Raw genomic sequence first — 21,210 nt, 5'->3', positions numbered from 1 at the left:
TGTCGTGAGGTTCGAGCCCGTCGGCATCGAGATCGAGGTCGACGAGGATCAGACGATCCTGCGCGCCGCGGCCGAGCAGGGTGTGATGCTCATGCACGGCTGCAAAGAGGGCCAGTGCTCGTCCTGCAAGTCGTTCGTCCTGGACGGCGAGGACATCGAGCTGGACCGCTACTCGACGTTCGCACTGCCGGAGTACGAACTGGACGAGGGCTACACGCTGCTGTGCCGGGCCCATCCGTACGAGGACCTGACCATCGAGCTGCTCAACTACGACGAGGACATGATCCGGTCCGGGCTGCCGATCCAGGACCGGGTCGCGGAGGTTGTCGCGATCACCCCGGTCACCCACGACCTGCGTCATCTCGTCCTGCGCCTGACCGACCCCGGCGAGCTCAAGTTCTTCCCCGGTCAGTACGTCGACATCCTGGTCCCCGACAGCGAGGCGAGCCGATCGTTCTCGATGGCGAACACGACCAGCCGCGACTCCGGGCAGCTGGAGTTCGTGATCAAGGTCTATCCCGGCGGAGTCTTCTCGGAGTTCCTCGACACCCGGCTCAACGTCGGCGACCGGCTGCAGCTGAGCGGGCCGTTCGGGGTCTTCACCCTGCGGGACAATCCGGGCGCCCGGATCGTCTTCGTCGGCGGTGGCGCCGGGATGGCACCGATCCTGTCGCTGCTGCGCTCGATGGCCGAGCGCGGGATCGACCGGCCGGCGACCTACTACTACGGAGCCCGGACCCACCTGGATCTGTGCTTCGACGAGGAACTCCGGGCGCTGCAGGAGGTGCTGCCGGGGTTCAAGTACGTACCGGCGCTGTCCGAGCCTGCCGAGGACGCCGAGTGGGACGGCGAGGTCGGTCTGATCACCGACGTCGTCCGCCGGCACGAACCGGATCTGGCCGGAGCCGACGCCTATGTCTGCGGTCCGCCACCGATGGTGGAGGCCGCGATCCCGTTGCTCGAAGGGCTGGGCGTCGTCACGAAGCACATCTACTACGACAAGTTCACCACGACCGGCGACGCCGGTGACTCGAAGGTGCTGGAGGCCCCGACGCGATGAGCTGTCACAAGATTGGGGAGAGCCGATGACCACCACACAGGATGCACCCAAGTTCGAACGCAGTGTGCCCAAGCCGGTCTTCACCGATGCCGAGGCGGGCGCCCGGGAGTTCCCGGACTCGAACTCGCGGCGGTACAACTACTACAAGCCGCAGAAGCGCAAGCAGAGCCACTACGAGGACGTCACGGTCGACGTACAGCCGGATCCGCGGCACTACCTGACCCAGGGCTGGCTCTACGGGTTCGCCGACGGGCGCGGCGGCTACCCGCTGGACTGGACCGTGCTGAAGGCGTGGGGCTCGGACCAGCCCTCACCCGAGCGCGGACCGGGCAGCGGCGGCATGATCGTCAAGGAGTGGCCGGCCACCGGCTGGCACGAGTTCCGTGACCCGAACGAGGAGTGGGAGCTCACGCTCTACCGCTACAACTCCAACGTCGTCCGCCAGGTCACCCAGAACGTCGAGGCCGCCAAGGCGTCCAAGGCCTTCGAGCAGTGGAACGCCAACTGGGTCCGCTTCGTCGAGCAGCACATCGGTGCCTGGATGCACGTCGACCACGGCCTCGGTCTGTACCTGTACGCGAACGCGAACCGGCGCGCGCCGACGAACATGCACAACAACGCGATCTCGGTGAACAGCATGCACCGGATCCGGGCCGCCCAGGACCTGGCGCTGTACAACCTCACGTTGTCCGAGGAGCTCGAGGGGTTCGACGGCAGCGCCCACCTGGAGACGTGGAACAACGACCCGGCCTGGCAGGGTGTCCGCGACCTGGCCGAGCAACTGACCGCGATCGACGACTGGTGCGAGGCGATCTTCGCCGCGAACATCGTGTTCGAGCCGCTGGTCGGCGAACTGTTCCGCAGCCAGCTGGTCCAGCAGGCGGCACCGCGCAACGGTGACTTCGTCACGCCGACGGTCATCGGCGCGGCGGAGTACGACTTCGCCGAGCGCGACCTGCGCTACACCACGGCGATGTTCGAGCTGCTCACCAACGACCGGGAGTTCGCCGGCCACAACAAGGCGATCCTGACCGACTGGGCGAGCACGTGGACCACCAAGTCACTCGCCGCGGCCCGGGCGCTGCAGCCGCTGTGGTCGCAGCCGGATGCCAAACCGCCGCGGTTCGAGGACGGGCTCGACCGCGTGAAGAGCAGGTTCAGCGGCATCGTCGTCTCGCTGGGCCTCGAGGAACCGAAGGAGTTGGCACAGTGACCACGCTCAAGGCAGTCGTCGAGAGCCCGTTCAAGTCCGACAACACCGCGTCCAACAGGTGTGGCGTCACGCTGATGAACAACCAGGTCGGGGCGGTCGTCGCCGACGTGATGCGCCCCCTGGACAACGTCACGGTGACACCGCTGCCGTCGATGATCCGGGTCGACGCGGTCGGCCGGATGGACTTCGTCTACGACGACATCTCCGAGGCCCTCGGCGAGGAGCCCGGGTACTTCGACCAGGCCGAGTTCGAGGAGAACATGTCGACCCACTACGGCCGCATGGTCCACCTCGACGACCGGACCATCATGTTCGCCAACCCCGAGGACGCTGCCGAGTACATCGGCTTCGACCTGACCGCATCCAGCTGACAAGGGGGTCTTCCGTGTACGAGAAGAACGGTGAGAAGTACTTCGTGGTCGACAGCCACATGCACTTCTGGAAGGCAGGACCGGACAACTGGGTCCCGGGTGCGGAGCAGTACGCGAAGGGCTGGATCGAATGCTTCCACGCGTACATGAGTCTGGCGCCGAAGGAGACCCACTGGCCGATCGAGAAGTTCATGAGCTACACCGAGGACGACCTGATGAAGGACGTCTTCGAGGACGGCTACGTGGACGTGGCGATCTTCCAGCCGACGTACCTGAAGGAGTGGTACACCGAGGGCTTCAACACCACCGAGCAGAACGCCGCCCTGGGCGAGAAGCACCCGGGCATGTTCGTGCTCAACACCCGGTTCGACCCGCGCGACGGTGACGCCGGCATCGAGGAACTGAAGGCGAACGTCGAGCGGTACGGGTCGCGCGGCGTCAAGCTCTACACGGCAGAGTGGAACGCCGGCTCCCGGGGTTACAAGCTGACCGACCCCGCGGCGTACCGCTATCTGGAGAAGGCGCAGGAGTTCGGGATCAAGAACATCCATGTCCACAAGGGCCCCACGATCTGGCCGCTGGACAAGGACGCGTTCGACGTCTCCGACGTGGACCACGCCGCGACCGACTTCCCCGAGCTCAACTTCATCGTCGAGCACGTGGGACTGCCTCGGATCGAGGACTTCTGCTTCATGGCGACCCAGGAACCCAACGTGTACGCCGGCCTGTCGGTGGTCATCGGCGGCCTGATGCACGCACGGCCGCGGTTCTTCGCGAAGGTGATGGGCGAGCTGCTGTTCTGGGTCGGCGAGGACAAGATGACCTTCGGCAGCGACTACGGCATCTGGGAGCCGAAGTGGCAGGTCGAGGGCTTCGTCGACTGGGACTTCCCCGAGGGCGACGAGTTCGCCGACTACCCACGACTGGGAGTGGAGGGCAAGAAGAAGATCCTGGGCCTGAACGCTGCGAAGCTGTACGACCTCAAGGTTCCCGACGAGCTCCAGCTCAAGGAGGCGGAGCCGGCCGCGCAGGACGACGCCAAGCTGGTCACCCAGTAATGACGGCGGTGGCCGGGGAGAAGTCCCGGGTCCTGACCGCGCTGGACGCGGTCCGGGACCCGGAGCTGGACGAGCCGATCACGACGCTGGGTTTCGTGTCCACCTGCGTCGTGTCGGCCGCCGGTGACGTCGTGGTGCGGTTGCGGCTGCCGACGTACTTCTGTGCGCCCAACTTCGCCTTCCTGATGGTCGCCGACGCGTACGACGTGGTCGCCGCCCTGCCCGGCGTCCGCGGTGTCGACGTCGCGCTCGTGGACCACTTCGCGTCCGACCAGATCAACGCCGGCGTGGCGGCACGGGCCGGCTTCGCCGCGTCGTTCGACGGCGAGGCGGCCGGCGAGCTGGACGAGCTGCGCCGGACCTTCGTGACCAAGGCGATGCTGGCCGGGACGGACCAGGTGTGCCGGCCGCTGCGGGCCGCCGGCGCCGATCCGGCCCGGCTCGCCACGATGACCCTCGGCGACGTCCCCGCGTCTGCCGAAAAGGAGCGGCTGCTGCGGCGGCGGGCCGAACTCGGGCTGCGCACCGACCCCTCCGCTCCGCTCCTCGTCGACCCCGGCACCGGCTCCCCCATCACCGGTGCCGAGGCGACGAGGCATCTCGGGTTGGCCCGCGTCACCCGGACCGGGATCGAGGCCAACACCGGCATCTGCAGGGGAATGCTGCGCCACCGGTACGCCGAAGCCGGCGTCGGCGAGGAGGAGTAGGGATGAAGGCCGTTCGACTGCACGGATACCACCAGCAGCCGGTCATCGACGACGTACCGGAACCGGTCGTCAAGGGCCCGCTGGACGTCATCGTCAAGATCGGCGGCGCCGGGGTGTGCCGCACCGACCTGCACATCATCGAGGGCCAGTGGGCCGAAGCGATGCACCCGGCCCTGCCGTACACGATCGGCCACGAGAACGCCGGCTGGGTGCACGAGGTCGGTTCGGCGGTGACCAACGTCCAGGTCGGTGACACGGTCATCCTGCACCCGACCCCGACCTGCGGGCTCTGCGCTGCCTGCAGGGCGGGCAACGACATGCACTGCGCGCAGAGCTCGTTCCCGGGACTCGACAGCGACGGCGGGATGGCGGAGTACCTGCTCACGTCCGCGCGCGCGTGCGTGAAGCTCGACCCGAGCACCCGGCCGCAGGACGTCGCGGCGCTGGCCGATGCCGGCATCACGGCGTACCACGCGGTCCGCAAGGCGATCCCGCTCCTTCCGCCCGGCACGACCTGCGTCGTGATCGGTGCCGGCGGTCTCGGGCACATCGGCATCCAGTGCCTGGCCGCGCTCACCGCGACCAGGATCATCGTCGTCGACCGCAACCCCGACGCCCTGAAGCTGGCCGAGCAGCTCGGCGCCGATCAGACAGTGGTTGCTGACGGCAAACAGGTGCAGACGGTCCTCGAGCTCACCGGCGGCGTCGGCGCGAACGTCGTACTCGACTTCGTCGCCGAGCAGGGCGCGGAGCAGGACGGCTTCGCGATGACCGCACCGGCCGGTTCGTACTTCGTCATCGGGTACGGCGGCCAGGTCCAGATCCCGACCCTCGACATCATCTCGACCGAGCGCAACATCATCGGCAACATCGTCGGCACGTTCAACGAACTGGCCGAGCTGATGGCGCTCGCCCAGGCCGGGAAGGTCACCCTGCACACCAGGACCTACCCGCTGGACGCGGCCGTCGATGCGGTCGCCGATCTCGACGCCGGCCGGGTTCGCGGCCGCGCGATCCTCGTTCCGTAAGTCACGACCGACCGGGAGGGCTCTGATGGCCAAGGAACTGCGATTCGGTGAGCAGGCCCGCGACCTGCTGCTCTCCGGAGTGGACCAGCTGGCGGACGCGGTGAAATCGACCCTGGGCCCGAAGGGCCGCAACGTGATCCTGGAGAAGATCACCGGATCACCGGTGGTCACCAACGACGGCGTGACCATCGCCCGGGAGATCCATCTGAAGAACCAGTTCGAGAACATGGGCGCCCAACTGGTCAAGGAAGCCGCGATCAAGACCAACGACATCGTCGGCGACGGGACCACGACGGCGACCGTCATCGCGCAGGCGATCATCCGTGAAGGCATGGCCGCGATCAGCTCCGGAGGCAACCCGGTACTGGTGAAGCGCGGCATCGACATGGCCGTGGCCCGCTTGGTGGAGCGGCTCCGCGAGGTGGCGCACCCGGTCGCCACCGAGCACGACTTCGCCCGGGTCGCGGCCATCTCGGCCAACGACGACGACATGGTGGGAGCGGTCATCGCGAACGCCCTGCACACCGTCGGCGACGGCGGCATCGTCACCGTCGAGGAGTCGGCCGCGCACGGCATGCGGGTCGACTTCGTCGAGGGATTCGAGTTCGACAACGGCTACCTGTCGCCGTACATGGTCACCGATCCAGGCAGCCTGCAGGCGGTGCTGGACGATCCGTACATCCTGCTGTGCAGCGAGAAGATCACCAAGGTGCAGGAGATCATGCCGCTGCTGGACAAGATCATGCGGGAACCGAAGCCGCTGGTGATCATCGCGGAGAACCTCGAGGGCACCGCGCTCAGCATGCTGGTCCACAACCACGTGAACGGCCTCTTCCAGTGCGTCGCGGTCAAGGCGCCCGGCTTCGGTGACCGGCGGCTGCACAAGCTGGAGGACATCGCGGCGATCACCGGCGGCGCGGTCTACAGCCGGCACTCCGGCTTCACCCTCGAGACGATGCGACTCGAGCAGCTCGGCCGGGCGGACCAGGTGCGGGTCACCGCGGAGCGCACCGCGATCGTGGCGGAGTCGGGGCACGAGAAGGACGTCGAGTTCCGGCTCACGCAGCTGCGCGCCGAGTTGGAGCGGGCGACGTTCGGGGTGGACGAGGACGTTCTCACCGAGCGGATCGGTGCGCTGTCCGGCAAGGTCGCAGTGATCCGGGTCGGTGCCCCGACGCCGGCCGAGTTGAAGGAACTGCAGCACCGGGTCGAGGACGCGTTGTCCGCGACCCGCGCCGCGATGGCCGAGGGCATCGTCGCCGGTGGCGGGATGGCCCTGCTGCATGCGGAGTCGGCGCTCGACAGTCTCGACGTCAAGGACGACTACGCCACCGGTGTGAAGATCGTCCGGCGGGCCTTGCGCGAACCGGCGTACCTGATCGCTGCGAACGCCGGCTACAACGGCGCGGAGGTCCTTGAACGGACCTCGCAACTCGGAGTCGACGAAGGCTTCGACGCGCTCGAAGGCAAGTACGGCAACATGCTCGACATGGGGATCGTCGATCCCCTCCGCGTCGCCCGCTCGGCCCTCCAGAACGGCGCCTCGGTCGCCGGTCTGCTGCTCACCACCAACACACTGATCGCCGAGGAGCAGACGCCGTGGGGCGGCAGCGCCTCCCTGATGACCGAGTACGGCGCTCTGGACGAAGGGCTGCACCAGCCCTCCCCCGACTCCAGCACACCCCAGTCCCTGGGTCTCGGCCCGTCGGTCGGCTGACCCTCCATGCATCGCCGGCTCAAGCCTTCTGCTTGAGCCGGCGATGCCACTCCTGAGGTGCGCAGTGCGGAAACAAAGTGCCGCCAGGCGACGAAAAGTTTCCGGGCAGCGGATCGGGTCAGGCTCTGAGACGGACGGGTGGGTCGGGGGCTAGGGTGCCGTCGGGGGCGATGTGGGCGAGGATCTGGTCGACCAGGGCCACGATGTGGGGATCGTCGACGGTGTAGATGTGGCGGCGACCTTCGCGACGGAGGGAGATGAGACCGGCCAGGCGGAGTTTGGCGAGGTGCTGGCTGGCGGTGGTGATGCTGACGCCGGCGCGATCGGCCAGCGTGCCCACGTCGCACTCGCCGTTGGTGGCGAGCCAGACCAGGTGCAGCCGCACGGGCGCGACAAGCAGCCCTAGGGTGCGGGCCGCGGCGTGCAGCTGCAGACTGGTCGGCTCGGTCATGACTCAGTAGATGTTGGACGGACGGACCATGCCCTCGGCCAGATCGCCGAAGCCGGGGGCCATGATCGCACCGGGGTTGCCGAGGATCTCCTCGACGACCGCGGTCTCGGTGGTGATCAGCAGCGCCGCGATCGACGCCGCACTCTCCAGAGCTGCCCTGGTCACCTTCAGCGGGTCCATCACGCCTTCGTCGAACATGTCGGCGTACTGGCCGGTGAGCGCGTTGAAGCCGGTGCCGAGCGGCTGGCTCGCGACCTTGGCGACGACCTCGTCACCGTCGTACCCCGCGTTGATCGCGATCCATCGCAGCGGCTCGGGCAACGCCCGCCGGACGACCTCGCGGCCGACCGCAGCGTCACCGGTCAACTCGACCCGCGACACCGCCTCCTGCGCCTGGACGAGCGCCGTACCTCCGCCGGCCACCACGCCCTCCTCGACCGCGGCGCGGGTCGCCGCCAGCGAGTCCTCGACCCGCAGCATCCGCTCCTTGCGCTCGACGCTCGTCGCGCCACCCACCTGGATGACAGCCACCCGCCCGGACAGCCGAGCCATCCGCAGCTGCAGGTTGTCCCGGTCGGCGTCGATCCTGGCCCGCTCGAACTGCGTCTCCAGCTGGGTCAGGCGAGCGTCCACCAGGTTCGCGTCGCCGTGACCGCCGACGATCGTCGTCCGGTCCTCGGTGATCGTGATCCGGTCACACGACCCGAGGTGGTTCAGCGCGACCTCGGACAGGTCCAGTCCGGTGTCGGTCGCGATGACCTGACCGCCCAGCGCCACCGCGAGGTCCTCGAGCTCGGCCACCCGGCGGTGCCCGAAGCCGGGAGCCCGGACGACGACCGACTGCATGGTGTTGTGCATGTTGCCGCCGACAAGCAACTGCAACGCCGGCCCGTCGACGTCCTCGGCGAGTACGACGAGCGGCCGGTCCGCGCGCTTGGCCGCCTCGACGGTCGGCATGATGTCCTGCACCTGGGAGATCTTCTTGTTGGTGAGCAGGATGACCGGGTTCTCGTAGACGGCCTCCATCCGCTCCTTGTCGGTGACCATGTACAGCGACACGTAACCGTGGTCGAACTCGATCCCGTCCACGACCTCGACCGACAGACCGATGGCATCGGACTCTTCCGTGGTGACGACGCCGTTGCGGCCGACCCGGGTGACCGCCTCCGCGATCACCTCGCCGATCGTCTCGTCGTCACTGGCCGCCAGCGTCGCGATGTGCCGCAGGTCGTCCGGGCCGCCGACCTCGGCCGCCCACGAGCGCAGCGTCTCCACCACGACCGGCACCGTCTGCTCGATGCCACGACGTACCCGCATCGGGTTCGCACCGGCGTCGACCGCGCGCAGCCCTTCCCGGACCATCGCCTGCGCCAGCACGGTCGCCGTCGTGGTGCCGTCGCCGACGACACCGTTGGTGTTCATCGCGACTTCCTTCACCAACTGGGCGCCCATGTTCGCGAACGGCTCGCGCAGCTGGATCTCCTTCGCGATCGTCACGCCGTCGTTGGTGATGGTCGGCGGGCCGGTCAGCTTCTCCAGGACGGCGTTGCGTCCCTTCGGGCCGAGCGTCACCTTGATCGCATCGGCGAGCGAGTTCACGCCGGACTCGAGCAGTCGGCGTGCCTCCTCGTTGAACCGCAGTTCCTTTGCCATGGTCAGACCACCTTTCGGGTCACGGGATGAGAATCGCCCGGCCGCGGACCTTGCCCGCGTCGAGGTCATCGAGAGCCTGCTGGAAGTCAGCGAGCGGGTATTTCGTGGTGTGCAGGGCGACCTTGCCCTGCGCGGCCAGCACCATCAGCTCCTGCAGATCGGTGTAGGAGCCGACCAGGTTGCCGACGAAGTTGATCTCGGTGGAGATGATGTCGATCGTCGGTACGACGAGGTCCTCGCCGTACCCGACGACGTAGTAGTTGCCGGCCCGCCGGAGCATCCGGACGCCCTCGGAGGTGGCGCCGCCTTCGCCGACGAAGTCGACGACCGCCTCCGCGCCCTTCCCGCCGGTCAACTCCAGTACGTCGTCCACCTGGGTGCCGTTGGCAACGATGCCGTGGTCGGCGCCGATCGCGACCGCCAGCTCCACCGCCGCCGGGTTGCGGTCGATCACGACCAGGGTCGCGGCCGAGATCGCCTTCAACACCTGGATGCCGATGTGGCCGAGGCCGCCGGCGCCGATCAGCACGCAAACGTCCCCGGGCCGCGTCGCCCGGGCCACCTTGGCCGCCGCGTGGTACGCCGTCAGCCCGGCATCCGCGAGTGCGGCAACGTCGGCCGGCTCGAGGCTGTCGTCGATCTTGACCACGCTGCGGGCAGTCGTCCGCAGGTAGTCGGCGTACCCGCCGTCGGTGTCGATGCCCGGGAACCGGCTGTTCTCGCAGTGCACGTCGTCACCAAAGCGGCAGGCACGGCACAGACCGCACGTCATCAGTGGATGCAGGATCACCTTGTCGCCCGGCTGGACGTTGGTGACGGCATCGCCGACGGCGTGCACCCAGCCCGCGTTCTCGTGGCCGATGGTGTAGGGCAGCGCCACACCGCTCTTCTCGGCCCACTGCCCTTCGAGGATGTGCAGGTCGGTCCGGCACACCCCAGCGCCGCCGATCCTGACGATGACGTCCAGCGGTCCCTGGATCTCCGGTTCGGGTACGTCGGTGAGCTGCAACTTGGTGTGGTAACCGACTACCTGGACCGCCCTCATGACGTGCTCCTTGCGTTCGTGACTCGGATGGACATGCCGTCGGGCTCCACGTCGGCGTACCGGGTCGCGAGCAGTCCGCGGCAGAAGTGGGAGTTTCCCTCGATCGAGATCCGCACAGCCTTGGCGAACCGGAGCCGCAGCGGGACCGCCTCGGCTGCGAGTGGCGCACCGTCCTCGTCCACCAGCACCGGTTCGTCCGGATGGACGCCGAGACCGATGGCGACCCGTCGCCGCTGCAACGCCTCCTTGTGCGGACCCTCCGGGACATCGGCGAGAGTGACCTCGTGGAGATCGTCGACGGTCATCCCGCTGCTCTTCAGGAGCGCCTCGGCGCAACGCTCCATCGCCGCGGTATGCGCCTTGTGCCGGAAGATCCGCCGCAGTTCGTCCAGGCTCGTCTCCGCCTCGACACCGAACGTTCCGACGTACCCGGCGTCGGCGGCCAGGCCGGCGTTGATCTTGTCCGAGTCGTGGTGATCGTCGAGCTGCACCACGATCCGTCCCAGGCCGCCGACCCGCCGGAGCGCGTCGACGGCGTCGGACGCCATCAGGTAGGCGAAGTTCGGCGAGCAGAACGACGTCGGCAGCCGCAGGTGGACCACGACCTTGGTGTCGTCGACCCGGATCGACCGGACGAACCCCAGCGTGGTGATGGGTTCGTCCAGTTCCGGATCCGTGACCGTCGCCAGGGCGGCGACGATCTCGTCGACCACCGAGGTCGCGACGGCCGTCATGCGCGTGCGCCGGCCGCCACCTCGACAGAGGTGTCACCGGCATCGGTCGGCAGCCGCAGCTCCTGCGGTACGTCGAGGTCGTACAGGGCGGCCGCGTTCAGGCCGAGGATCTTCTTCTTCTGCGCGGTCGTGATCGGCGCGTACTCCGGCAGGTCCGCGGGGATCTGGAAGTCGACGAACTTCTCCACCAGCCACTGCGGCGTCCAGAGCGCGTAGTCACTGGCGAACAGGATCTTGTCCTCGCCGAGCCAGTAGAGCAGTTCGCCGATGATCTGGGCGAAGTACTTCGGCCGGGCGTGGACGAAGGGCATCGCGACCGCGAGACCGCCGTACACGTTGGACTCCTGGGTGGCGATCCAGCAGAAGTCCTCCAGCCGCGGCAGGCCGACGTGCTCGACGATGAAGTTCAGGTCCAGGTAGTCGGTCGCGACCTTGTCGATGTCGGCGACGTCGAACGCGTCCCGGTCGAGCGGGCGGATCGTGGGGCCCTTGTGCACATGGATGTTCTTGATGCCGAGCTTCAGGCACTCCTCCAGGTACCGGCGCGACCACGGGTCGTCGAGCTTGTAACCGCGCGAGTCGCCGTGCCACTCGGCGGTGTAGAGCTTCACGCCCTTGAGGTTCATCCGCTCGGCGTCGCGCCGGAGCTGCTCCAGGCCCTCCTCGCCGTTGCGCGGGTCGTAGGCGTGGTTGTAGGTGAGCTTGTCCGGGTGCTTCGTGGCCAGGCCGAACGCCTCCTCGGTCTGGCCGAACCCGTCCTTGTAGAAGTCGCTGAGCAGCGTGGCCTGGAAGATCGCGTGGTCGGCGTACCCGTCGTCGAAGACGTCCTTCATCAACCGGTCGCCGCCGTAGTACGTGTAGGTGTCGTAGTCCCACACCACGTCTTCCGGGCTCAGGTTGCGGTGGTAGTCGTAGAAGCAGTCGATGAACTGCTTGCCGTGCACGTTCTTCAGGTTCGACTCACGGCCGTCCCAGATGTGTACGTGCGCGTCGACCACGTAGTACTTCTCGCCGTTCTTCTCGTACATGACGTCCTCGCTTCATGGGTCTGATCTCGGGATGAGCTCCGGTCCGGGCGCGGGCCAGGCCCCGGACCGGAGCGGCACTGCGTGTTAGGTCGTGTCTCCCACTCCCGTGCCGTAGCGAGCAGGTGCTCGGCGGAGTGCCTCGGTGTGCTGGAGGGGAGGGTTCGATGCGGAGCATCGTGCCCTTCGCTCCAGTGCAGCGAGGTGCCCGCCGAGTGCCGCGCAGTAGGCACGGGAGTGGGAGAGACGGCCTTAGTGCACGGTGAGGTCGAAGCCGATGTACTCGGCGGCGTCCTCGGGGCTGGCGAACAGGAGGGTCTTGTCGTCGAGGTGGACCATCCGGCCGTAGTGGGTCGAGCTGATCTCCTCGAACACCGAGCCGTCGAACTCCGAGCCGAGCGCGTCGGTCAGTTCGGCGTAGTCGAAGTCCAGTACGCCGGTCCCGTCGACCCGGATCATCGACGGGTACTCGGTCAGCTCGACGCCGTCCTTGGCGCCCATCACCTGGGCGACGACCCGGCCGACCGGCGTATTCATCAGGGTCACACCGGTCTTGTTGGAGAACTCGGCGGCAGATCCGAACTGCATGCTCACTTGTCCAGCTCCTTAGGGATGTCCAGCCCGAGGTCCTCGAGCAGGGAACGGAACTTCTGCTTGGCCGCGTCCAGGCTGACCGCGAACGTGACGGACTTGTCGGCCGGCTGCGACCAGATCGGCTGCAAGGCCTGCGCGGCGGCGATGCAGCGCGGCACCCAGGTGGTGAGCCACTCGCCGAACAGCACCTTGTTGGTCTCGCCGTGCTGCTCGTCGCGGGTCAGCAGGCGGAACAGGTTGCGGGTGTAGGCCAGGTCGCGGTCGTAGTCGTGCTCGCCGGTACCGACGATGGTCGGCGTCAGGTAGTCGCCGTTGCGGGCCGCGATCTGCATCACGAGCTCGGTCCGGAACAGCGATCCGACCAGCTGCTCGAACACGATGTTGGTGGCGAACAGCAGCTCGCACCAGTCGCCGACGGCGGTCAGCCGCTCGACCACCTCACGCGTCGGCTGCCACTCCGGCGCGCTCTGCCAGACCTCCTTGTGGGCGGAGCCGTCGAACTCCACCTCGGCCTCGGCCAGGTCGAGGTTGAACAGGGCCAGGTCCTGGGCGAAGCGCATCTTGTGGGCGGCGTTGACGGCCACCGCGGTGTTGATCATGTTCGTCGGGCCGGACCGCTGGATGCTGGTGAAGACGTGCAGCGCCAGGCCGTTCTCGGCGTGCATCCAGGCGCCGAGGTTGCGCTCGACGAACTTCAGCCAGGCCGGGTTCCAGGCGTCGTACGCCCTGGCCCGCTTGGCGTTCTGCAGGCCCAGGTCGACCTGCCGGACGACCGCGGAGTTGTTCCGGTAGATCGTCTGGTTCCACTCCTCGTTCGGGTCGAGGAAGGCGTGCCAGTTCGAGGACTTCGCGGCGGTCCACTCCTTCGGGTAGCCGCCGGGGCCGTCGCCGAAGCCGTAGATCCAGCCCTGCGTCAGGTGCCGCTCGGGGTCCGGCTGGACGTCGACGGTGACGTCCTCGTACATCGTCGCCCGCAGCTTGGCCGGCTTGTAGTAGTTGTACGACCGGCTCTTCGAGCTCGGGAACTCCAGCGCCCCCGCCTCGGAGTCGGTGAACTCGATCTTGGGGAAACTGCGTTGCTTGGTTTGCTCCATCTCAGACTCCATCGGTAGTCGCTGGGCTGGTGAACTTGTCGTAGAAGACCTGGTCCTTCGGCACGTTGGTTGCCTCCAGCAACGCCAAGGCGGCGTCGACCATCGGCGGCGGCCCACAGAGGTAGACCTCGCTGCGGTGCAGCTCCGCCTCCCGCCGTTCGACGATGTCGGTGACGTTGCCTTCCTCGACCACGAGACCGTCCGAGCCGGCCGCCGACTCGGACAGGCAGGCCACGAACTCGAAGCCGGCCAGTTCCGCGCCGAGCTCCTGGATCGCGTCCAGGTAGAACAGGTCCGCCGCTGTCCGGGCGCCGTAGTAGAACCGGACCGGACGGGTGCTGCCGGTCTCCCGCAGGTGCCGGAGGATGGACAGGATGGGTGCCATCCCGGCCCCGCCAGCCACGCAGACGACCGGCAGTACGTGGCCGTCCTTCAGCGTGGACGAGCCGTACGGCCCGGTCAGCGACAGTTCGTCGCCGACCGCGAGCTCGCCGTCCAGCAGGGCCGAGAACCGGCCGCCCGGGTACTTCTTGATCAGGAACTCGAGCTCGTCCGGCGTCGACTGGGTGGTCGCCATCGAGAACGACCGGTGGTCGTCGGTGCCGGGGATGGTGATGTCGACGTACTGGCCCGGCTTGAACTCGAAGGCGCGCTCGGCCTTCAGCCGGAGCGAGACGATGTCCCGGGTGACCGGCTCGATCGCCTCCACCCGAGCGCTCAGCGTCTGGATCGGGACGCCGCCGAGCAGCTCCTCCTCGTCGAAGTTGAGCAGCTCGATCGTGCAGTCGCTGAAGGCGTGTGCCCGGCACAGCAACACGTAGCCCTCGGCAACTTCTGCGTCGTTGCAGGCGAAGGTCGAGTAGCGCTCCATCTGCAGGTCGCCCTCCAGCACGTACGACTTGCAGGCGGAGCACTGCCCCTCCCTGCAGCCGTGCATCAGGTGGATGCCCTGCCGGAACGCCGCGTCGAGGATCTTGTCGTCCTCGGTGACGTCCATCTCGATGTCGACCGGTTCGAAGCGGATCCGGTGGGTGTCGGCCACGTCCGGGCCTCCTCACGCTCGGGTGGAACGACTGGTGGCGACGCTCATCCCCGCGCCGCCACCAGCCGGTTCGGTGGGGTCAGGCGACGGCCTTGGTGCCGTTCGCCTTGTACGCCGCGATGTGTGCCTCGCGCTCGGCGTCGGACATCTCGTTCAGCAGCACGTTGGGGCTGTTGAACGTGTTGCCGCGGACGTCGTCGAGGGTCCACATCTTCTTCGGGTCGTCCAGGTCCAGGTGCGGCTGACCGATCAGGGTCTTGCCGTCGTCGCGGACGTAGCCGAGGTCGGAGACGATGTCGGCGAGGTCCTTGCCGTGGTGCAGCGTCTCCCATTCGCGGAAGCCGGTCAGGCGGCCCATGTTCGGGGTCGGCCGGCCGTCGTACTCACCGCGGAACGCGACCGCGTCGGTCCAGTAGCACGTCTCGGAGCAGTAGGTGCGCCACTGGCCGTCGACCTTCTCGGTCACCATGTCCTCGTGGATCAGCGCCGGCACCATGCACGTCCAGCAGCGGTGCGGGTACTGGTAGCCGACGTCCTCGAACGCGATCGGCTTGTTCCGGCCCGGGTAGGCCAGCCGGTTGTAGTTCTCCCACCACTTGCCGTACTTCGAGTACCAGCCCGGGTACTTGTCCTCGAACCACTCGAAGTCCTTGTCGGTCATGGCGTCGATCCGCCAGTAGTTGACCGGCCAGCCGGTGGCGAAGAACCGTGCCACCTCGTGCACGTAACCCTTGTCCACGATCCGCTTCCAGGCCTCTTCGACCAGGTCGTGCGGGATGGTGAGTCCGTACTTCTCCAGCGGCAGCAGGTAGCTGCGGTAGTAGTCGTCGTAGATCCACCGGCGCCACATCTCCGCATAGCTCTCACGGTCCTTACGGCGGTCCTTCGTGCCGTACTCGATGAAGGTGCCGATCGCCGCGTCCACGACACAGTGGTTGTTCCACCACGCGTACCGCAGGTCGCGCTCGAGCAGCGGCCGGTTGCGCTCGTCGGCCAGCGCCATCAGCAGGATCGAGTACCCGTTGCTGATGTGCCGCGACTCGTCGGACTGGACCGAGTGGAAGACCGTCGGCAACAGGTAGTCGCCGTTGGCCGCGGCCTCGTCCGGCATGGCCACGAACAGCGTGTTGGTGAAGGCCGTCTCGGCCACCACGGTCAGGTAGATGTTCGCCGCGGTGATCGCGTCACCGGTGATGAACCCCTCACCGAACTGCCGGCCGATGGTGCCCGCGTAGTTGTTCGCGAACGCCTTCTCGGTCATGTCGAACCCGGCCGGGTCGATGTAGTTGTTCATGTACAGCTTCTTGAGGTTCATCTGGATCGTCGAGTGCCGGACCTCGTCGATCATCTGCACCGCGAGCCCGTTGTGGATCTCCGGGTTCGGTACGGCGTCGATCGCCATCGGCATCGCCCGGGCCGCGGAGATCTCCGGGAACGGGATGATGCTCAGGAACAGCTTCTGCCACTCCAGCCAGCGCTGCTGGACCTGGCGGAACATGTTTCCGCGGATGGCGCCGTCCATGGCGCCGTACACGCGGTTGTCCTTCTCCTCCTCCATCGGGAAGTAGGACCGCATGATCTGCTTCAGCGGGTCCTTCTTCGGCGCCTTCTCGAAGGTGTAGTCAGTCCCGAACCGGGTCGCCGGAGTGGCGAAGGTGGGCTCCCACGAGAGTTCGGTGATCTTGGCATGCGCCTTGGTGAGACTCTGCCTGCTCAATGTCTGCCTCCAGGGTCGGGAGCCGGCTTCTGCCCGGCTCCAGCGGTACGGCTGAGCTGCGTTCCAGGCATGAAAGCCGCACCGATGGGGGCGTTCTGTCTCAATGTGAGACTCGAGTCACAAGCTTGCCAATTACTGTTGGTCGTGTTGTTCTCTCGAAGAGTCAGCCGAGTGGAAGGAGCTGACCATGGCCACCAGACCCGACGTCCGGGACTCCATCCGGATGTCCTGGCAACGCTCGGAGGCGTCCCTGGTCGACACCGACCGGCCCGCGCCTGCGTACTTCGACGGGCTCGACTTCGGCACCACGCTGGCCCGGGCGGCCCGGCCGGTGATCGACGCCCTGGCGTCGGAGCTGACCAACGAGCCCGTGTGCATCATCCTGACCGATGCCCGCGGCATCGTCCTGGACCGTCGCGGCGGCGACAAGACCCTGATCCGGCGGCTCGACTCCGTCGATCTGGCCCCCGGTTTCCGGTACGCCGAGTCCGAGGTCGGGACCAACGGGATCGGCACCGCGCTGGAGGTCGGCGGCCCGATCCTGATCGACGGCGCCGAGCACTACACCGGTGTACTGCGCGGTTTCTCCTGCGCCGGCGCGCCGATCACGCACCCGGTCACCGGCGGCCTGCTCGGGATCCTGGACATCACCACCCAGGCGAAGAACTCCAACGCGATCCTGCTGTCGTTCGCCAAACTCGCGGCCCGGCGGATCCAGGAACGCATCCTGGAGGAGGCGAACGCCCTCGACCAGGCGCTGCTGACCGAGTACTACGCGGTCTGCCGGCACACCGGCGGCTCGGTGATCGCCCTCGGCGACGAGGTCTTCATGATCAACGCCCATGCCCAGCAGCGGTTCGACTCCACCGACCAGGCCGCGCTGATCGACCGGACCCGGGACGCCCGCGGCGGGACCAAGCCGGTCACGTTCCTCGCCGACCTCCCGAGCGGGATCAGCGCCCGGCTGGCGTACCAACCGACGTTCCTCGGCGACGCTCTGGCCGGCGGGATCGTGCAGATCAAGGAGCAGCGGTCCGGACCCCGGTCGCCCAGTGGTGGCAGGGTCCCGTCGCTCCCAGGCATGACCGGGACGAGCGCGTTGTGGCGGCACACGACGCAGGAGGTGCTCGACGCGTGCCGCCGGGCGGAGTGGCTGGTCGCCGAGGGTGAGCCGGGTTCAGGCAAGTTGACTCTGCTCCGCGCGGTCCACGACTACAGCTCGCCGGGCCGGCGGCTCGCGGTGCTCGATGCCGGCGATCAGGCTGATCTCCTCGCCTCCGCTACCAGCGAACTGGACTCCGGCTCCGATCTCATCATCCGGAACGCCCACCTGCTCTCCGCGGAGGTCATCCAGGGTCTGGTGGATCTCCTGCAGTCGGTGCGCGACAGTTCGGTGGCCCGCGAGCCGTGGGTCGCGCTGACGCTGCTGACCGGACAGTCGCGCGGCCAGGACGAGCTCGGGACCCAGCTCCTGCGGTTCTTCCCGCGGACTGTCGCCGTACCTCCGCTGCGTCACCACCTCGAGGACATCCCGGTCCTGGTGCGGTACCTGCTCGGCCGCGCCGGCATCACCGGCGTGACCGTCTCCGGGGCCGCACTCAACCAGCTGATGCGACTCCCGTGGGCAGGCAACGTGACGCACCTACGGAAGGTCCTGACCGACGTAGCCCGCCGCCGCCGCTCCGGCGTCGTCGAACTCGAAGACCTCCCCGCCGAATGCCACGCCACCACCCGCCGCCACCTCACCCGCATGGAAGCCCTCGAACGCGACGCCATCGTCGGCGCCCTCGCCTCCCACCACGGCGACAAAACCGCGGCCGCCTCCGCCCTCGGCATGTCCCGAGCCACCATCTACCGAAAAATCCGCGACTACGGCATCGTCACCTGATCCCCTCAGTCTGCTGAGCTCTCCGAGTAACAAGCTGGACCCCATCCCTGGAACCGGAGCAACTAATCCGGGTGTTGGTCCCGTCTCTCTTGGTGAGGCGGCGACTTGGGGGGTCTGGGGTGGGTACGCGGCGCAGGGGTAGTGGGGTTGGGCCGGCTGTTGTTTGTGTGGTGGTTTGTGCGGTGGCGTTTGCTGGCGCGATCAGGGTGTTGATGCCTGGTGGGCGGGAGAAGACTCCGGTGGTGTCGGCTGGGGATGCGACGCCGAGTCCTGTTGTTCGGGGTACGCCGTCTTCTACTGCGGTGAAGTCGACGCCGGTTGCTCGGACCGGGACGTACGCGTGTCCGGGGTTCAGTGGGATCGAGGCGGACGTGCCGTTGCGGATGGTGATGCGGGATACGTTCGCGTGGGGCGACGATCCGGCGTACAAGGTCGGTGATGGTTCCGGTGATATCCGGTGGCGGTCGGATCCGTATCACAAGCCGAGTTGGTACATGTGGCTGCATTCGTTGCGGTGGTTGGGACATGGGATCACGGCGGCCGGGAAGGGCGATCGCAAGGCGCTGACGCACGTGATGGCGATCATTCACGACTGGGTGCGCGACAATCCGTATTCCTGGAAGGGCGATGTCGGTGCCTGGGAGTCCACCATGCATCGCACCAACGTGCTGATCTGTGCCCGGCAGGCCGTGCTTGCCGGACTGCATGTCCGTCGGCTGCCGGCGCAGTACGCCTGGCTTGATCAATCGCTGCTCGACCACGCCAAGTTCATGACCGAGAACTGGGGCGGGCCGTCGAACCACGGCACTGACGAGAGCATTGCGATGTTAGGCGTCGGCTGCACTCTGGGTCGCGCGGACCTGAAGAAGCGGGCCGTCGAACGGTTGACCCAGGCAATCACCACCGCGATCGACCCGCAGGGATCGACGAACGAGCAGTCCGTCGGCTACGCCATGTTCAACTACCAGCTGTGGGGCCGGGCGACCACGGCACTGCAACGCTGCGGCGCCGATCCAGGACCCGTCATCGAGGAACGGCGACGCGCACTCGCGGAGTGGCTGGCCCTCGCCACCACCGCTGCTGGTGAACTCCCCCAGGTCGGCGACACGGTACGCCAGAAGCCGCAACCCGCGGCCGGTACGTCCTTGGAGTACGCCGCCACCCTCGGGGCACGCGGGACGAAGCCGCCCAAGCGGACCGCGGTCTTCGACGCCGGCTATGTCTTCGGTCGGACCGGATGGGGCGAGACGAGGCCGTTCACTCAGGAGTCGACGTACAGCATCCGGTTCGGGGCCGCGCGCCGGTACCACGGGCACGACGACCACATGTCGATCACCTACAACTCGCACGGCCGCGACATCCTGATCGACCCGGGCCACCCCGGATACCAGCTCGACAAGTGGCAGGAGTGGACCAGGAGCCAGGCGTCCCACAACGTGATGACTGTCCCGTCGGCCAAGGGCACGCCGGTCGAGACGAAGCTGGTCAGCGCGGCGATGGCGCCCACCTCGGAGTACTACGAGTTCCGTGACACACCCGCGGCCGGGGTGGAACGGACCAGGGACGTGCTCGTACTGAAGGATCCCGATCTGATCGTCACGCTGGACCGGGGTGAGTCAACGACCAATCAGCGGTACGAGACGTTGTGGCACCTGGCGCCGGGCCAGAAGGTGACGGTGCAGTCCCCGACCACGGCAGTCGCCGCGAAACCTGGTGACAACACCAAGACGTACTTGCTGCAGATCCCTTACGGGCAAAAGCTTCCGGCCAACGCGATCACGGTCGAGCAGGGCAAGCAGGATCCCGTCCAGGGTTGGTATTTCCCGGACATCTTCCACAAGCAGCCGGCGCCCGTGGTCAAGTTCAACCGCGGTGGGCCGACCGCCTCGATCCTGTCGGTCGTCGTACCGGCCGCGGTCGGTACGAAAGTTGCCTTCAGCACCAGAACCGCGGGATCCATGCTGCTGGTCGACCTGACCGTCGGCGCGCGCAAGACCACCGTCCGGGTGGCGCCGAACGGCCGGCTCTCCCGGATCCGCTGAGTCCAGATCCGGTCATCCCTCATAGCGTCATTGGTAAACGTTTGCCATGATGGTCCGGTGATCTATGAACTGAACCATGTCGGTGGTCGTGTCCAGGATCTGGATGCGAGCTTGGCCTTCTACTCCGGCATCGGCGCCGAGGTGGTCGACCGCTTGTTCATGACCGGTCCGCGGGTCCATCGGGTGCACATCCAGCTGGCGACCGGGCTGGTGGAACTGCTCCACAACGAGGAGGTCGACCCGGGCGCGGCGTACGGGCTGAACCACGTCGGGTTCATGACGGACGATCTGGACGGCGACTACGCCCGGCTGATCGGCGCCGGGTACGCCGAGCTCAGCACGCCCAGGGTGGCGGGGAGCGGTCAGGGCCGACTCGCGTTCCTCTCCGATCCGAACGGCGTACGCGTCGAGCTTCTCCAGCGGTCGGAGGAGTTCCGCGTCCCGCCGATCACGTCGGGACCGGTCAGCCGGCTCTCGTACATCGCACTGGACGCGCCTGATCTCGACGCCGCCGTCGAGTTCTACGGCGACCACCTCGGCATGGAGCCGGTGCCGTCCGACGAGGCCGACGCGGCGTACTTCCGGATCGGCGCCGACGCGGTGAAGCTCTGCAAGTCCTTGCCGCCGGCAAACACCCACGTCAACCACCTCGGTCTGACGGTGGCCGAAGCGCGGCCGGATGCCCACGACCCGGACGGGAACCGCGTCCTGTTCGTGCCCGGATTTCAGTGACCGCCAGTCGGTGAAAGTGAACTGAAAGCCCGGTCTGCA

General features: G+C 67.4%; 19 protein-coding genes. 10 read left to right on the top strand and 9 right to left on the bottom strand.

The annotated features are described in order from the left end of the window. Nucleotides 1-4: 4 nt before the first annotated feature. From E0H73_RS12290 to groL (E0H73_RS12260), 7 genes are read left to right on the top strand one after another with little or no spacing between them, the layout of a single operon-like run. On the top strand, nt 5-1,060 hold the full coding sequence (locus E0H73_RS12290; protein WP_202867337.1) for an FAD-binding oxidoreductase: 1,056 nt from the start codon (nt 5-7) through the stop codon (nt 1,058-1,060). A 25-nt stretch (nt 1,061-1,085) separates the two neighbouring features. Then, nucleotides 1,086-2,273 carry a ferritin family protein gene (locus E0H73_RS12285; protein ID WP_131354045.1) on the top strand — a complete coding sequence of 396 codons (1,188 nt, stop codon included), beginning with the start codon at nt 1,086-1,088 and terminating at the stop codon, nt 2,271-2,273. Then, on the top strand, nt 2,270-2,644 hold the full coding sequence (gene mimD, locus E0H73_RS12280) for a propane 2-monooxygenase effector subunit MimD (protein ID WP_131354043.1): 375 nt from the start codon (nt 2,270-2,272) through the stop codon (nt 2,642-2,644). The genes E0H73_RS12285 and mimD (E0H73_RS12280) overlap by 4 nt, the downstream gene beginning before the upstream one ends. Before the next feature lie 14 nt (nt 2,645-2,658). Next, nucleotides 2,659-3,702 carry an amidohydrolase family protein gene (locus tag E0H73_RS12275; protein ID WP_131354041.1) on the top strand — a complete coding sequence of 348 codons (1,044 nt, stop codon included), beginning with the start codon at nt 2,659-2,661 and terminating at the stop codon, nt 3,700-3,702. Next, nucleotides 3,702-4,409 (top strand): iron-sulfur cluster assembly protein, encoded by a 708-nt coding sequence (locus tag E0H73_RS12270; protein WP_131354039.1) that lies wholly within the window; start codon nt 3,702-3,704, stop codon nt 4,407-4,409. The genes E0H73_RS12275 and E0H73_RS12270 overlap by 1 nt, the downstream gene beginning before the upstream one ends. Nucleotides 4,410-4,411: 2 nt before the next feature. Further along, the gene (locus E0H73_RS12265) at nt 4,412-5,437 is read left to right on the top strand and encodes an NAD(P)-dependent alcohol dehydrogenase (protein ID WP_131354037.1); all 1,026 of its coding nucleotides are present in this window, start codon (nt 4,412-4,414) and stop codon (nt 5,435-5,437) included. 22 nt (nt 5,438-5,459) lie between these two features. After that, a complete protein-coding gene (groL, locus tag E0H73_RS12260) occupies nt 5,460-7,154 on the top strand; it encodes a chaperonin GroEL (RefSeq protein WP_202867376.1) in 1,695 nt (564 codons plus the stop codon). Nucleotides 7,155-7,272: 118 nt separating this feature from the next. Here groL (E0H73_RS12260) and E0H73_RS12255 read toward each other — a convergent pair whose 3' ends face one another. From E0H73_RS12255 to E0H73_RS12215, 9 genes are all read right to left on the bottom strand, one after another. Next, nucleotides 7,273-7,605, bottom strand: coding sequence for an ArsR/SmtB family transcription factor (locus tag E0H73_RS12255; protein WP_131354033.1), 333 nt, complete (start codon nt 7,603-7,605; stop codon nt 7,273-7,275). Between the two features lie 3 nt (nt 7,606-7,608). Next, complete coding sequence (gene groL / locus E0H73_RS12250; protein ID WP_131354031.1) at nt 7,609-9,258, bottom strand: chaperonin GroEL; 1,650 nt, start codon at nt 9,256-9,258, stop codon at nt 7,609-7,611. 19 nt (nt 9,259-9,277) lie between these two features. After that, a complete protein-coding gene (locus E0H73_RS12245) occupies nt 9,278-10,303 on the bottom strand; it encodes an NAD(P)-dependent alcohol dehydrogenase (RefSeq protein ID WP_131354029.1) in 1,026 nt (341 codons plus the stop codon). Continuing rightward, complete coding sequence (locus E0H73_RS12240) at nt 10,300-11,037, bottom strand: iron-sulfur cluster assembly protein (RefSeq protein ID WP_131354027.1); 738 nt, start codon at nt 11,035-11,037, stop codon at nt 10,300-10,302. The genes E0H73_RS12245 and E0H73_RS12240 overlap by 4 nt, the downstream gene beginning before the upstream one ends. Further along, on the bottom strand, nt 11,034-12,065 hold the full coding sequence (locus E0H73_RS12235; RefSeq protein WP_131354026.1) for an amidohydrolase family protein: 1,032 nt from the start codon (nt 12,063-12,065) through the stop codon (nt 11,034-11,036). The genes E0H73_RS12240 and E0H73_RS12235 overlap by 4 nt, the downstream gene beginning before the upstream one ends. A 249-nt stretch (nt 12,066-12,314) precedes the next feature. Beyond that, a complete protein-coding gene (gene mimD / locus E0H73_RS12230; RefSeq protein ID WP_131354711.1) occupies nt 12,315-12,650 on the bottom strand; it encodes a propane 2-monooxygenase effector subunit MimD in 336 nt (111 codons plus the stop codon). 2 nt (nt 12,651-12,652) lie between these two features. Then, complete coding sequence (locus E0H73_RS12225) at nt 12,653-13,750, bottom strand: aromatic/alkene monooxygenase hydroxylase subunit beta (RefSeq protein WP_131354024.1); 1,098 nt, start codon at nt 13,748-13,750, stop codon at nt 12,653-12,655. Nucleotide 13,751: 1 nt separating this feature from the next. After that, the gene (locus E0H73_RS12220) at nt 13,752-14,792 is read right to left on the bottom strand and encodes a 2Fe-2S iron-sulfur cluster-binding protein (RefSeq protein ID WP_131354022.1); all 1,041 of its coding nucleotides are present in this window, start codon (nt 14,790-14,792) and stop codon (nt 13,752-13,754) included. 79 nt (nt 14,793-14,871) lie between these two features. Continuing rightward, nucleotides 14,872-16,509, bottom strand: coding sequence for a ferritin family protein (locus E0H73_RS12215; RefSeq protein ID WP_131354020.1), 1,638 nt, complete (start codon nt 16,507-16,509; stop codon nt 14,872-14,874). Between the two features lie 187 nt (nt 16,510-16,696). Here E0H73_RS12215 and E0H73_RS12210 point away from each other — a divergent pair, with 187 nt between their 5' ends. From E0H73_RS12210 to E0H73_RS12200, 3 genes are all read left to right on the top strand, one after another. After that, a complete protein-coding gene (locus tag E0H73_RS12210; protein ID WP_202867336.1) occupies nt 16,697-18,397 on the top strand; it encodes a sigma-54-dependent Fis family transcriptional regulator in 1,701 nt (566 codons plus the stop codon). A gap of 302 nt (nt 18,398-18,699) precedes the next feature. Continuing rightward, nucleotides 18,700-20,439 carry a heparinase II/III domain-containing protein gene (locus tag E0H73_RS12205; RefSeq protein WP_238163959.1) on the top strand — a complete coding sequence of 580 codons (1,740 nt, stop codon included), beginning with the start codon at nt 18,700-18,702 and terminating at the stop codon, nt 20,437-20,439. Nucleotides 20,440-20,496: 57 nt separating this feature from the next. Continuing rightward, nucleotides 20,497-21,171, top strand: a complete 675-nt coding sequence (locus E0H73_RS12200; RefSeq protein WP_131354018.1) for a VOC family protein — start codon at nt 20,497-20,499, stop codon at nt 21,169-21,171. Nucleotides 21,172-21,210 lie beyond the last annotated feature (39 nt).

It is taken from the genome of Kribbella pittospori (assembly GCF_004331465.1).
GTDB lineage: Bacteria > Actinomycetota > Actinomycetes > Propionibacteriales > Kribbellaceae > Kribbella > Kribbella pittospori.
This window is presented reverse-complemented; position numbering and strand designations above follow the sequence as displayed.

Excerpts from the sequence above, each read along its gene's own strand:
- E0H73_RS12285 (WP_131354045.1), top strand. The coding sequence starts at position 1,086 with ATGACCACCACACAGGATGCACCCAAGTTCGAACGCAGTGTGCCCAAG.
- E0H73_RS12270 (WP_131354039.1), top strand. The coding sequence starts at position 3,702 with ATGACGGCGGTGGCCGGGGAGAAGTCCCGGGTCCTGACCGCGCTGGAC.
- E0H73_RS12265 (WP_131354037.1), top strand. The coding sequence starts at position 4,412 with ATGAAGGCCGTTCGACTGCACGGATACCACCAGCAGCCGGTCATCGAC.
- E0H73_RS12255 (WP_131354033.1), bottom strand. The coding sequence starts at position 7,605 with ATGACCGAGCCGACCAGTCTGCAGCTGCACGCCGCGGCCCGCACCCTA.
- groL (WP_131354031.1), bottom strand. The coding sequence starts at position 9,258 with ATGGCAAAGGAACTGCGGTTCAACGAGGAGGCACGCCGACTGCTCGAG.
- E0H73_RS12245 (WP_131354029.1), bottom strand. The coding sequence starts at position 10,303 with ATGAGGGCGGTCCAGGTAGTCGGTTACCACACCAAGTTGCAGCTCACC.
- E0H73_RS12240 (WP_131354027.1), bottom strand. The coding sequence starts at position 11,037 with ATGACGGCCGTCGCGACCTCGGTGGTCGACGAGATCGTCGCCGCCCTG.
- E0H73_RS12235 (WP_131354026.1), bottom strand. The coding sequence starts at position 12,065 with ATGTACGAGAAGAACGGCGAGAAGTACTACGTGGTCGACGCGCACGTA.
- mimD (WP_131354711.1), bottom strand. The coding sequence starts at position 12,650 with ATGCAGTTCGGATCTGCCGCCGAGTTCTCCAACAAGACCGGTGTGACC.
- E0H73_RS12225 (WP_131354024.1), bottom strand. The coding sequence starts at position 13,750 with ATGGAGCAAACCAAGCAACGCAGTTTCCCCAAGATCGAGTTCACCGAC.
- E0H73_RS12210 (WP_202867336.1), top strand. The coding sequence starts at position 16,697 with ATGGCCACCAGACCCGACGTCCGGGACTCCATCCGGATGTCCTGGCAA.